The 12,349-nt window shown below is 46.9% G+C and carries 14 protein-coding genes; 1 reads left to right on the top strand and 13 read right to left on the bottom strand.

Annotated features, from left to right (window positions below):
• Window positions 1-40 precede the first annotated feature (40 nt).
• The 9 genes from NSQ37_RS07805 to acpS all read right to left on the bottom strand — a co-directional run bounded on the left by NSQ37_RS07805 (window position 41) and on the right by acpS (window position 6,353).
• Complete coding sequence (locus NSQ37_RS07805) at window positions 41-1,048, bottom strand: PP2C family protein-serine/threonine phosphatase (RefSeq protein ID WP_007410233.1); 1,008 nt, start codon at window positions 1,046-1,048, stop codon at window positions 41-43.
• A gap of 11 nt (window positions 1,049-1,059) precedes the next feature.
• On the bottom strand, window positions 1,060-1,461 hold the full coding sequence (locus NSQ37_RS07800; protein WP_003156178.1) for an anti-sigma regulatory factor: 402 nt from the start codon (window positions 1,459-1,461) through the stop codon (window positions 1,060-1,062).
• Window positions 1,462-1,463: 2 nt separating this feature from the next.
• The gene (rsbS, locus tag NSQ37_RS07795) at window positions 1,464-1,829 is read right to left on the bottom strand and encodes an RsbT antagonist protein RsbS (RefSeq protein WP_003156180.1); all 366 of its coding nucleotides are present in this window, start codon (window positions 1,827-1,829) and stop codon (window positions 1,464-1,466) included.
• Between the two features lie 4 nt (window positions 1,830-1,833).
• Window positions 1,834-2,655, bottom strand: coding sequence for an STAS domain-containing protein (locus NSQ37_RS07790; protein WP_003156182.1), 822 nt, complete (start codon window positions 2,653-2,655; stop codon window positions 1,834-1,836).
• 117 nt (window positions 2,656-2,772) lie between these two features.
• The gene (ndoA, locus tag NSQ37_RS07785; RefSeq protein WP_003156187.1) at window positions 2,773-3,123 is read right to left on the bottom strand and encodes a type II toxin-antitoxin system endoribonuclease NdoA; all 351 of its coding nucleotides are present in this window, start codon (window positions 3,121-3,123) and stop codon (window positions 2,773-2,775) included.
• Window positions 3,124-3,128: 5 nt separating this feature from the next.
• Window positions 3,129-3,410 carry a type II toxin-antitoxin system antitoxin EndoAI gene (gene endB / locus NSQ37_RS07780; protein ID WP_003156188.1) on the bottom strand — a complete coding sequence of 94 codons (282 nt, stop codon included), beginning with the start codon at window positions 3,408-3,410 and terminating at the stop codon, window positions 3,129-3,131.
• 119 nt (window positions 3,411-3,529) lie between these two features.
• Entirely contained in the window at window positions 3,530-4,699 is a 1,170-nt protein-coding gene (gene alr / locus NSQ37_RS07775; RefSeq protein ID WP_327943966.1) for an alanine racemase, read from the bottom strand.
• A 116-nt stretch (window positions 4,700-4,815) separates the two neighbouring features.
• Window positions 4,816-5,823: a LolA family protein gene (locus tag NSQ37_RS07770; protein ID WP_007410230.1), complete on the bottom strand. Its 1,008-nt coding sequence runs from the start codon at window positions 5,821-5,823 to the stop codon at window positions 4,816-4,818.
• A gap of 164 nt (window positions 5,824-5,987) precedes the next feature.
• A complete protein-coding gene (acpS, locus tag NSQ37_RS07765; RefSeq protein ID WP_007410229.1) occupies window positions 5,988-6,353 on the bottom strand; it encodes a holo-ACP synthase in 366 nt (121 codons plus the stop codon).
• A 92-nt stretch (window positions 6,354-6,445) separates the two neighbouring features.
• On the opposite strand from acpS, the gene NSQ37_RS07760 reads away from it, so the two are divergent.
• Window positions 6,446-7,045, top strand: coding sequence for a rhomboid family intramembrane serine protease (locus NSQ37_RS07760; protein WP_003156193.1), 600 nt, complete (start codon window positions 6,446-6,448; stop codon window positions 7,043-7,045).
• On the opposite strand, the gene NSQ37_RS07755 is transcribed toward NSQ37_RS07760, so the two are convergent.
• The 4 genes from NSQ37_RS07755 to NSQ37_RS07740 form a co-directional block, all read right to left on the bottom strand.
• Window positions 7,042-8,508, bottom strand: a complete 1,467-nt coding sequence (locus NSQ37_RS07755) for a PH domain-containing protein (protein WP_341123503.1) — start codon at window positions 8,506-8,508, stop codon at window positions 7,042-7,044. The two genes, NSQ37_RS07760 and NSQ37_RS07755, sit on opposite strands and share 4 nt — an antisense overlap.
• The gene (locus NSQ37_RS07750) at window positions 8,498-8,977 is read right to left on the bottom strand and encodes a PH domain-containing protein (RefSeq protein ID WP_007410226.1); all 480 of its coding nucleotides are present in this window, start codon (window positions 8,975-8,977) and stop codon (window positions 8,498-8,500) included. The genes NSQ37_RS07755 and NSQ37_RS07750 overlap by 11 nt, the downstream gene beginning before the upstream one ends.
• A gap of 117 nt (window positions 8,978-9,094) precedes the next feature.
• Window positions 9,095-10,579 (bottom strand): degradosome RNA helicase CshA, encoded by a 1,485-nt coding sequence (gene cshA, locus NSQ37_RS07745; protein WP_015239193.1) that lies wholly within the window; start codon window positions 10,577-10,579, stop codon window positions 9,095-9,097.
• Between the two features lie 330 nt (window positions 10,580-10,909).
• The gene (locus NSQ37_RS07740; RefSeq protein WP_341123501.1) at window positions 10,910-12,280 is read right to left on the bottom strand and encodes a UDP-N-acetylmuramoyl-tripeptide--D-alanyl-D-alanine ligase; all 1,371 of its coding nucleotides are present in this window, start codon (window positions 12,278-12,280) and stop codon (window positions 10,910-10,912) included.
• Between the last annotated feature and the right edge of the window lie 69 nt (window positions 12,281-12,349).

Raw genomic sequence — 12,349 nt, 5'->3', positions numbered from 1 at the left:
TTACTCGTGCTAATGGCTTTTTACCCGTGCTGCTGTTTTTTTAAACCTTTCTTTTTAAAACAATTAACGTAAAATCGTCATGAAGCTGAAAGTCCTGGAGTCTCAGCAGGCTGTCGTAAATGTTTTTGACCATATCCTGCGCGGAGCAGTCCATATGTTCTTCCAGCATGCGCTGAATGTCGCTGCGTTCTAAGAAACCGTTTTCGGTACGGCATTCGGTGACGCCGTCAGAAAAAAGAACGATCATGTCTCCTTCGTCCATGTGCTGTTCATATTGGCTGTAATCAAAATCCTGAGAAATTCCCAGCACCAATCCTTTTGCCTCCAGATCATAAAACTTTTTTTCTTTTTCAGAGTAGTAGAAGCCCGGTTCATGCCCCGCAGAGGCATATGTAAATTGGTGATTTTTCGTATTGTAGTTTGCGTAAAACATGGTGATAAACATGCTTGAGTCCACGTTCTGTTCTACAACGCGGTTAAGATTTTTCAGCACTTGGGAGGGGTGAATGCCGATCTCCGGAAGAGAGTCCATGGCATACTTGATCATCGACATGCACAATGCGGCGGGTATTCCTTTTCCGATGACATCGGCTATCGCGATGTTAATCGATTCCTTGTCTTTGACAAAGTGATAATAATCCCCGCTCATCTGTTTGGCGGGGACGCTGATCGCCCCGATATCCAGATCTTCTTCTTCAGGAATTTTTGTGCCAAGCAGCGTCTGCTGAACATTTGCGGCAATTTCAATTTCTGAACGAAGCTCCTGCTGGATATCTCTCAGACTTTGATGTTCCTGATAAGCCATCCCGTAGCCAATCATGACTTCTATTAAAAAATCCAGCGAATGAAAAACATCTTCCGGCAGATCCGGATACAGTTCCTTTACTACTTTTCGGTGGATGCTGATAATCTCCTCCGGAGGAACCTGATGTTCAATCGTTTTTCGGCTGAATTTTTGGGCTTGATATAAAGATGTTTCTGTTAATTCGGCTATATATCGGCTAAGCAGCTGATGATACCGCTGCTCTATAACCTCCCTGAAATCCACGTTCTAACCTCCTACCGAAGCCATTTCACGGCTTGAATCTCTGTTCCTTCCTCTGCAACAGATTGCAGGCTGAATTCGTCCATCAGCCTTTTGACGCCCGGAAGTCCCGCTCCCAGTCCGCCTGACGTTGAAAAGCCGTCTTCCATCACTTTACGGATGTCGGGGATTCCGGGTCCTTTGTCTTCTGCTATAATTTTAAGGCCTTTTTTCCCTCTGTCGTTTACTTGTTCTATGCTGACCTGGCCCTTGCCTGCATATAAGTAAATGTTTCTGGCCAATTCTGAGATAGCCGTCGTGATTCTGGCCTGGTCCACCGTGCCGAAGCCTAATTCCTTCGCAACGTTGCGGCCAAGCTGTCTTGCGGCTACGATATCCCATTCTGTCATGATTTTCACACAGGATTGGTCGTTCATCGCTATTCCCCCAATTCCCGCTTCAATGTCTCAAGCCCTTGCTCTAAATCGAGCGCCGTTTCAATTTCCTCAAGTGAGATTCCGAGTTCAATCAATGTGACCGCCACAGCCGGCTGAATTCCCGTCAATACGACCTTTGCGCCCATCAATTTAGACATGGTGATGACATCGCCAAGCACTTTCGCGATAAATGAATCGATCATGTCAACGGATGTCAGGTCAATGACGACCCCGTTTGCGCCGGTTTCATAGATTTTGTTCAGCAGATCTTCTTGAAAATGCAAAGCTGTCTGGTCGTCAAGCTCCCATTGGATGGATACCAATAAGCAGTTATACAGTTTCAGGATCGGGATTTTTGGATGTCTCACAATGTTATTCCCCCAATGAAACGATTTTTCGATTTGTCATTTCAAGCGCTGTTTGAATTCCTTTTTGAAGGGTATTCTTCGTAATAACCTGCGACAAATCAATTCCCAGATTAACGATCGTCTGCGCGATTTCCGGACGGATTCCGACGAGCAGGCATTTCGCGCCGACAAGCCGCACCGCTTCCGATGCCTGGATAATATGGTGCGCCACCATCGTATCAACGACCGGCACGCCCGTGATATCAATTAATACAACCTGTGAACGGTGCTTCACGACGCCGTTTAACAGATTTTCCATAATGTGCTTTGCGCGCTCCGTATCAATCGTCCCGACAAGCGGCATGACCGTTACATGCTCAAATACCGGGATCAGCGGAGCCGACAATTCCTGAAGCGCGATTTTTTGCAAAGTAACCGTTTTTTCCCAGGAGATAGAATACTGATTTAAGATTTCTGTGTTGATCGGATTGAAAAAGCTGTCTATTTCCAAAATCAAATCTGCTCTGTCCTGATCGGCCATATTAAGGTCGACCATCGTTTCGTAAAGCAGTTTCCAAAACTCTGACAGGGTGGCTGAAAGAAGTTTCAGTGACAGGCCCAGCTGAACGGCGCGCAGTGCGAGTTCACTGATCTGCTCTTCCGTGGCCTCGTCATTTTTAGTCGATAATAAAAGAATGTCTATATAGTCTTTACAAATATTTTCACATATGTGATTCGTAAGCTGATAGTCTTCCTGATTGCCTACTTCTTTTAGTTTGGCTGTCCAAGTATCAAGCAGTTCATCATGCTGATCAATGATGAACTGATACACTTTCTGATTCGACATGGGTTTCACTGACCTCCCGACACAAAACAACAAATTTTGTTTGATTATCTCTTTATTATAGCGCTTATGTTTTTCGAAAACAAAAAAAGTTGCTCTTTAAGAGCAACCAAAATATGACTAAAAATCAATGAGTGCCAAACTGATTTGCAAGGCTTCATCAACCTTATCCATCATTTCATCATCCAGATGAGTTATTTTATCCGTTAATCTTTGCTTGTCAATCGTCCGAATTTGCTCCAGCAAAATAACGGAATCTCTTTCAAAACCGTAGCGTTTTGCATCAATTTCGACGTGGGTTGGTAATTTCGCTTTCTGTATTTGGGCTGTTATGGCTGCAACAATAGCAGTCGGGCTAAAGCGATTTCCGATATCATTTTGAATCACTAAAACCGGGCGTACGCCGCCTTGCTCTGAGCCAACAACAGGAGATAAATCAGCAAAATAAACATCGCCGCGCTTTACAATCAAAATGATTATCCTCCGCTGACTAAGCGCTCAACGGTCGTTTCTGCTTCGCACTCAGCATAGTGAGCCTCAGAAGAGATATTCAAGTTGATTTTCGCCATTTCCATATACCCGCGTCTCATCAAATCACGGTTATGGCGAGTTGTCCGTTCGCTGACATACGCTCTCACTGCTTGTGATATCAGTTCGTTTCTGCTTCGTTTCTCCCGCATCGCTACACCATCCAATTCAGCTACTAAGTTTTCAGGCAAGCTGATTTTCATTTCGGTTCTTGCGCTGGATTCAGACAAAAAACATACACCTCCACCAAACTTACGGATACGACCAATTCATCCATCCAGACATAATGATACCATTATTCAAACGTCAAGCAAAGCTGTTTTATAAATTCTCTTTTTCCGGATGACGGCTACTTGTTTGTATTATCTTGCAGTAAAGGATTTCTTACTTCCATTATACTCTCATTTTCCAAAAACATACGGGGAACGCGGGAACTAATGGTACAAGGGACCTCGTAATTAATCGTCCCAAGCCGCCCTGCGATTTCATCCATCGTGATCGTTTCTCCCTTCTGGCTGCCGATCAGGGTGACTTTGGTGCCCGGCGGATAAGATTGATCTAATTCGACCATCAATTGATCCATGCAGATTCTTCCCGCGATGTTCATCCGTTTGCCTCCGATCAGCACAGACGTGCCGCTCAGCTTGCGGAGCCACCCGTCCGCATAGCCGATGGGAACCGTTCCGATCCATTGATCCTTCTCTGCCGTATATGTTGCGCCGTAGCTGACGCTTTCCCCTTTGCGGATCTTTTTCACATGGGATAAAACAGAGTGCAGCGCAAAAGCCGGTTTTAATTGAAACGGAATTTCGCTTTGGATGTCAGCAGAAGGACGAAGCCCGTACATACTGATGCCGAAACGAACCGCGTTAAAGAAGCCTTTTTTAAGACGAAGTCCGGCAGCGCTGTTCGCGCAGTGCACCATCAATTCTTTTAAAGGAAGCGGAGCGATCAATGTTTTAAAGCGGTCAAACTGGAAGAGGAAATAATCTCTGTTTTTCTCATCCGCGGTAGCAAAGTGGGTGAATACGCCTTTACAGACTAAACCGGGATTTTGGCTGAGGATTTTTAACACGCTTTGAATTTCTTCCTCCGTTTTGACTCCGAGTCTGTTCATGCCGGTGTCGACTTTCAGATGAAACGGCACTGTTTCACTTCCGAGGTGGCGCGCAGCTTCCTGAAGCCATTCAACAGAATACCCCGTGAGTGTTACGTCATACTCCGCAGCTGCTTGTACATATTCGGGCGGCACGGCGCCAAGCACGAGAATCGGCGCTGTAATGCCCCGTTTTCTCAATGAAATTGCTTCATCCAGTATGGCTACGGCAAGACAAGAGGCACCCGCTTCAAGCGCGGCTTTCCCAACTTCCAAATCTCCGTGGCCGTAAGCGTTCGCCTTTACAACCGCCATGAGATGGACGTTTTGCCCGATGTGTTTTTTCATATGCGTGACATTTTCTTTAATCGCGGACAGGTTGATTTCCGCCCACGTTTCTCTGTAAAAGGATGCTGTGTTCATTCGATACACTTCCTAGCATTATTTTCAATTCATATTGTTATTATCATACTAAAATTATTCTGCAAAGTGAAATGGAATCAAAAAAGAGACCGACAGCAGCGGCCTCTTTTTTGACGTTATTTTGACGACTGTCCCTGCATGCTTTTGGCGGCGGCCACCATTTCATCTTTTGTCAGATCCTGTGATGACAGAAGATAATCCACTCCGTCATATGTCCACGTTAAAGACGTATCAGATAATGCCGCAACCGTGAAGCCGAGATTAACCGGTTCGCCTTTCAGCGTGACGGCAGAGGCGGCTTTTGCGATATGGGCTTTTTCTTGAATAAGGGTGAATGATTTTTCTCCGCCGTAAGTCATGACGATCCGTTTGCCGTCCGCCGTTGAAATATCTTTCTCTTCAAGCTTTTTGACGCCGGCCGGCACTTGAAGCGGTGTTTTGACCGCAAATGAATCAGACGGCTTGGCGCTTGTGGCGACGTCCATCTGGGAGAGCGTCATATTTTTCTTCTCGTCAAAAGAGTCTTTATCAAACGGCTTGTTGAATTCAAAGCTTTTGAATTCGACTTTTACCATCACTTTCCGGTCTGTATCCATGACTTTGACGAGCGACGGGCTCATGTCCTTTTTGTTGAAAGTGATTTCCTGAGTCGGCAGCATTTTGTTGTGCTGATAGTTCGTTTTTGTTTCAAACGTGTACTTTTTATCTTTGGCGGAATAGACGGCGTCTTTGTCATGCTGCACGTCCTTTACAAGTGACTCAAACAAATATACTTGGCTGCTGTTATTCGGCCAGTCGCTTTGGAATCTGAAGCTCTTATTTAGAGACGGCGTGAGGACAAAGACTCCGTTGGCGTTCCGTAAAATGACTTGGTTTTGGTCTTTTTTCGGATTTTCCAGATAGACCCGGTACAGGGAAGGTTTTTTATGCCAGATTTCCACATTGTATACTTGCGGATCACTCCCCGTTTCAATGGTCATTTTGGCTTTCGCTTTGTACGAGGTGTATTCTTTCGCCTTCTTATCTAAACCGTTCACGATATCTTCCTGTGATTTTTGGCCGCAGGCCGAAAGAATAAGGACGGCAAGCAGTCCCGTTAAAAGCAAAACAAAGCTTTTTCTCACCTTTTTTCAACCCCTTCTTCTCAATTGATGTAAAGGGAAGAAATCGCTTGTTTGACTTTAACGGTACGCCCTGAACGGACGGACGCGTACCATAAAAGCCTCAAACAACTTGTCTCCCTTAATGCACTATCAAATATATGAAGGGGTTCCGGCTAATATGCAGACTAGCGTGACAACCTTTCAATCACGACCTGTGCCGCGGCGTATTCTTTTGTATGGGTAATGGAGACGTGAACCGCCGCGCCGTCAAGCTTGGCGCAGGCCAGCACAGGCTTTCCCGCTTTGTCGTTTCCGGTTTCAATATCCTGAAAGCTGAGCTCTTTGCCGATACCTGTGCCGTATGCTTTCGAAAAGGCTTCTTTTGCCGCAAATCTTCCCGCGAGAAATTCAATTTTCCTTTTGTCCGACAGCAATGTAAAACGGGCATATTCAGCTTCCGTCAATATTCTTTGCGGAAACCTCGCCTGCCGGCTGAGCATGTTTTCAATTCTGTGCAGTTCAACGATGTCGATTCCGATTCCGAAAATCATGTGAATTCCTCCTAAAAGTCCGTACTAAAAAACGGTTTATGTCATAAACGTGTTACTATATATGTAACAAATCAGATGCAAAGGGGCTTGCGATGTTTATACGAACGGAAAATTTCCAGACTTTTATCAGACGTTATCCGGCCGTCAGCTGTATCTTGGCGCTGCAGGCGTTCTTGTGGCTGTTTTTCAGTATGCCGCTTCATTCCGTCATGATGTGGTCAGATGCTGTGACCGGCTATAATTACGGCGTTTCCTCGGGAGAATGGTGGCGGCTGGTGACACCGATGTTTTTACACGCGAATTTCACTCACCTTTTGTTTAACTCCATGTCTCTCTTTTTATTCGCGCCCCCGCTTGAGCAGATGCTCGGAAAAGTCCGTTTTCTGATTGTGTACATCGCATCGGGCATCATCGGCAATATCGGCACGTATCTTGCCGAACCGCTTGATTATGTGCATGTCGGCGCATCCGGCGCGATCTTCGGACTTTTCGGCGTGTATGTGTTTTTGACTGTTTTCCGCAAGGAGCTGATCGGCCGGGATCAGTCGAAAATGATTATGACCCTGCTTATCATCGCGGTGCTGTCGACGTTTATCAACTCTAATATTAACATTATGGCGCATTTGTTCGGACTGGCAGGCGGATTTTTGCTTTCCTTTTTATGCGTGCAGCAAAAAAAGCGGCGGTATTAACCGTCCGCTTTTTCATATGAATACCAGCGCCCGATGCGTTCGGCATCTTCCTCGCTGACATCCTTCAGCATGACATGCTCCATGTGGTGAGCTGATTTCACTGCGGTAGCCACAGATGCGAGCCGCCTTCTTTTTTGCAGAAAGGAGCGGCTGACTTCAAACATCTGCATTCTTCTTCTCAGCATAATCGTGGTCGTCTTCCCGACCAGCCTCGTGGTAATCTGAAGCCTGCCGCCGTTTATGCACCATGACGCTGTCCTAAACGAGGCATATCCAAGCACCAGTTCGACGGGAAGCACAAGGAGCGATGCATATCCCCACGGTTTAAACAGAATACAAAGCGGGATGATCACGAAAACCGAGAAGATTATGGATCGGAATAAATACCGGCGCAGCGCCCTTTTCGGCAAATGATTTCGGTTTTCTTCCAGCACGTAATCCGGTGTGAAACCGTTCAGCATCACTCCGAGCTTTGATTTGCGGATGATCGGAAACAGAATCGTCTGTGCTCCTTCTTTCTCATTCCCCGCACTGCCGGCGCTGACAATCGCAACCGTCGCGTATCCGAATAATTGCCTGATCACATTTTCTTTCATTTTAATGGCTTGGATTTTACGGAGCGGGATTGTCACTTGATGTTTTTCAATAATTCCTCTGGTAATGACCAATTCGTGTTCCTTTTTTTCTATCTTAAAGTTGGCATGCTTGATCATCATACCGGCGATGCTTAACAGCCAGGCGATAAACAATCCTATGAAAATGATCACGGCGTATATACCGATGCTCGCATGCTTGAGAAAAGAAAACCTGTCATAGAGCCAGTCCATCGGAAGTACTTCATCAATCTGAGAAAAGAGGGCGAATACCGCTGAGATGATGACACCGATTCCCCCGGATGTTGAGGCGGCCATAAGCAGCTCACCTACAGACAGTCGGTAAACGGATTGCACATCTTCCCCGCGCATCGGCTCCTGCTCCGCTGCGGTCTCCCCTCGTTCTTCTTGCTCCGCTTTTTGCTGAAAAACAGCCGCTCTGATCCGTTCCGCCTCTTCCACAGTAATGGCGGATAAGACGGCCTCGGCGTTTTTCCCGTCGCCGGCCGTTTCGATTTGAAGCTTAACAAGCTTAAAAAGCTGCTGAATGATGCCGGCACTCGTATTCATTGATTGAATCCGGTCAATGGAGATGTATCTCTTTTTCGTAAAAAACAAGCCTTCTTCAATTCTGAATTCTCCGTCCTCAATCCGGTATGTAAATTTTCTCCACTCGATCACACTAGCCGTAATCAGCCAGATAAGCAGGACGGCGAGCGCAATGCCTCCGTAAAAGCGGATGAAGTGGTTGGAGTTTACAATATAGACGAGAAAAAATGGCAGAATAATGTTTTTAATGGTTTCGATAATAATATGGAATAAGTTCAAAATCACGGCCGCCGGGTGCAGATGTTTCGGCTCAGACATCATCTTCCGTCACCCTTGCCAGACGGGAAATGGAATCCCTCAGCCGGTCAGCTTCCTCCATATCAAGCGCCGGAATGGAATGAACGGTTGCCGCCGTGGAGATTTTGACTGAGGCCAGACGGTACCTTCTGAGGAGCGGGCCTTGTGAAGTATCTACGTGCTGCACCCTCACCATCGGCACAATGACCCGTTTGACAATAAAAATGCCGGATTGAATATCAATTTCATTTTCATGGACTTCATAGCGCCAGATCCTGTGCCTGATTTTCGGTATGGCATAGACGGATATCACTGAACCGAAGATCCAAATGATGCCGAGGACTCCGGTGATCCAATACGGCCAATGGAAGAAATGGCTTAAAACAGCTGCTGCTATAACGGCCAGAAGACAGAAGGCGGACAGGATGATTTCCTGAAGACGCCAGACTTTTAAGCCGCTTGGACTGATTCGATTTTTTGGCTGTGCTCTCAACATACCTACCTCCCATTTTTTATCATACATACAAATACGGCTGATTTGCAAAAAAGATTCACTTTCCGGCATATCAAAAAAAAAGCGGACCCCGTAAAAGGGTCCGCTTCCTGTGTTTTAGTATGATTTTTTCTGGCGTCTGTCACCTGAAGAACGGCGGTCGCTTGAGCGTTTTTTATCGTAGGAAGAACGGTTGTTGGTTTTCCCTTTGCCGCCGCGGTAGCCGCCGCCTTGGCCGTCTCTGCGCTTAGAAGTACGCTGGTTTTTATAGCGTTTGCTGACCATCGGCGCTTCATCAGTGAGGCGTACAGGCGTGCTGTCCGGCTCTTTTGTCGCCATTTTAATGGCTGCAGCCACAACTGTCACTGCATCATGATCTTCTAACAATTCCGCAGCTGCCGTCATGTAGAAGTTCAGGTTGTTTTCGCTGATCGCCGTGCGCAGACGGTCAACCGTCACCTGCTGCTGTCCTTCTAATGCTTCGTCAAGCGTCGGCTCTTTCATACGGTCCATTTTGCGTTTTGTCGTTTGTTCAATCGCGCGAAGCATGCTTTTCTCACGCGGTGTGATAAACGTCATCGCCATACCCGTTTTTCCTGCACGGCCCGTTCTTCCGATACGGTGAACGTAGCTTTCAGGATCTTGAGGCACGTCAAAGTTGTAAACGTGGGTAACGCCTGAGATATCAAGTCCGCGGGCGGCAACGTCAGTCGCTACAAGCACTTCGATCGCACCTTCTTTAAATTTACGAAGCGCAACCATACGTTTCGCCTGCGTTAAGTCGCCGTGAATTCCTTCAGCCGCATATCCGCGAAGGTTCAGGGCTTCAGCAAGCTCATCGACACGGCGTTTCGTACGTCCGAATACGATCGCAAGTTCCGGAGACTGAATGTCAAGAAGACGAGTCAGCGTATCGAATTTTTTGCGCTCCTGCACTTCCAAGTAGAACTGCTGAATGTTGGACACAGTCATTTCTTTCGCTTTTACTTTTACGTGTTCCGGCTCAGTCATGAAACGCTCTGCGATCCGTTTGATCGGCGCAGGCATTGTTGCTGAGAATAAGAGCGTTTGGTGGTCGCTCGGCACGTTTGAGAGAATGGATTCAATGTCATCAATGAATCCCATATTCAGCATTTCATCAGCCTCATCCATGACAACCGTATTCACGTTGTTTAAACGGATCGTGCGGCGGTTGATATGGTCAAGAAGACGCCCCGGCGTACCTACGATGATATGCGGGTTTTTCTTCAATGCGCGGATCTGACGTCCGATATCCTGGCCGCCGTAAATAGGCAGTACTTTCGCACGCTTATCTTGTCCGATTTTATATAACTCTTCAGATACTTGAATGGCTAATTCACGGGTTGGCGCGATTACGATTGCTTGAATATTAGGAGACTCGGGGTTCATTTTTTCAACAAGGGGTATACCGAACGCAGCTGTTTTACCTGTACCTGTTTGCGCTTGTCCGATGACATCTTTATTTAAAAGTCCGAGCGGAATCGTTTGTGCCTGGATCGGTGTTGCTTCTTCAAATCCCATACGATTGATTGATTTCATGAGATCAGAACTTAATTGGAAATCTTGAAACGTTATAGTCAAATTATTCAAACTCCTTCTGATTGCTGTTTCAGTAATGTCGTGATTTACCACTAAAAACCGCCCTTTCATCCAAAGGACAGGATCATACGTATACAAAGCCCGAATTACTTTACGTTTAATCTTACCATTACACTATGTGTTTTTCAATAAGGCGAGATGGTCAGGCGGCCGGAAGCGGCCTGACCGGATTCTTCCCGCGAACGAGGCTAGCCCCCGCGCCGGACGGGATTTCCCAGCCGGCGGTCTTTCTTTTTTATACGGACAGAATTATTTCACCCTGAATTAGTTTCTTCATTTTTGTATATTTTTATAATGCTGATCAGTATTTTTTCAGTTCTTCTCTAATAAATCTTTAACGATTTCTTCGAGCTTCATACCTCTCGATGCTTTAAACAGAAGGAGATCGCCGGAAGCGGCCATTTCCTGTATGGCGTGAAGCAGTTCTTTTTTGTCAAGATAATGGCTGACGCGCCCTTCTTCAAAATGCCGACGCGCTCCGTCAGCGATGAATGCGCCGAGTGTGCCGTAAGTAAATACATGGTCGATTTCCGCCGGATTGACCGCAGCTCCGCATTCTTCGTGGAATGCTTTTTCTTCATCACCAAGTTCAAGCATATCACCGAGCACGAGCATTTTCTTCCGATAGCCTTTCATCGTTTCGATTAATTCGACCGCCGCTTTCATTGACGTCGGGCTCGCATTATACGCGTCGTTTACGATCGAGATGCCGTTGTCCGTTTTGACCAGTTCCAATCTCATCCCCGTCACCTTCAGGCGGCTCAGTCCCAGAGCGGCATTTTCCGGCGTAATGCCGAAATAGATGCCGGCGGCGTATGCAGCCATGGCATTCATCACATTATGTCTGCCGAGAACCGGAATAAAGAAAGAACGGTCGATCCCGTCGATATTGAAGTACGTGCCTTCTTCCGCTTGTTTTATTTCTTTCAGGCGGAGATCATTGTCCGCGCCTGCGCCGTATGTCGTTGTCCGGCAAGTGTACGTCTTTTGGCGGAGCAGCGGCTCATCCCCGAAATAAAACAGAACGCCGTCTTCCCGAAGTCCGTTTATAATTTCAAGTTTCGCCTCCGCAATTCCTTCTCTTGAGCCTAAATCCTGCATATGGGATTCGCCGATATTGGTAATGACGGCCGCTTCCGGTTCAGCAAGACGGCTCAGAAAATCAATTTCGCCCCTCGCGCTCATTCCCATTTCTAAAATGGCGATTTCTGTATCTTCAGGCATGGCAAGCACAGTCAGCGGCAGGCCGATATGATTGTTGAAATTGCCGGCGGTTTTGTGAACGCGGTACTGCGTGCCGAGAACGGCGTGAAGCATGTCTTTCGTTGTCGTTTTTCCGTTGCTCCCGGTCACCCCGATAACCCTTGTGCCGAGCTCTTTCAAATAAGCTTTTGCCAATGTTTGCAGCGCCTCCAGCGTGTCATCGACCAGGATGACAGCACGCCCTTCCGGCGGATTCGGTTCAGAGCGGTCCCACAACACCGCGGAAACGCCTTTTTCGAATGCTTGCGGCACAAAGGTGTGGCCGTTAAAATGCTCGCCTTTTAAAGGAATGAACAGCTGATTTTTTTCCAAAGTCCGCGTATCGGTTGCGGCGCCCTCAATCATTGTTTGTTCAAATTCGGGATTTGTCAGTGTGCCTTTGACCATGTCTGCGATTCGTTTTACAGTTCGCTTTATCAAAGGTGGCACCTCGCTTTCTGAAAATGTTGTCTGTTACGGGAAAAGACACTGCCCCTTCAGGCAGTGTCC

The organism is Bacillus sp. FSL P4-0334 (assembly GCF_038004825.1).
In the GTDB taxonomy this organism is placed as follows: domain Bacteria; phylum Bacillota; class Bacilli; order Bacillales; family Bacillaceae; genus Bacillus; species Bacillus velezensis.
Note: the sequence above shows the minus strand (reverse complement) of the source record. Positions and strands in the feature narration are given on the sequence as shown.

Bases quoted from the DNA above. Each gene is read 5' to 3' on its own strand.
- NSQ37_RS07800 (WP_003156178.1), bottom strand. From the start codon at position 1,461: ATGAACGACCAATCCTGTGTGAAAATCATGACAGAATGGGATATCGTA.
- NSQ37_RS07790 (WP_003156182.1), bottom strand. From the start codon at position 2,655: ATGTCGAATCAGAAAGTGTATCAGTTCATCATTGATCAGCATGATGAA.
- alr (WP_327943966.1), bottom strand. From the start codon at position 4,699: ATGAACACAGCATCCTTTTACAGAGAAACGTGGGCGGAAATCAACCTG.
- acpS (WP_007410229.1), bottom strand. From the start codon at position 6,353: ATGATTTTCGGAATCGGAATCGACATCGTTGAACTGCACAGAATTGAA.
- NSQ37_RS07760 (WP_003156193.1), top strand. From the start codon at position 6,446: ATGTTTATACGAACGGAAAATTTCCAGACTTTTATCAGACGTTATCCG.
- NSQ37_RS07755 (WP_341123503.1), bottom strand. From the start codon at position 8,508: ATGATGTCTGAGCCGAAACATCTGCACCCGGCGGCCGTGATTTTGAAC.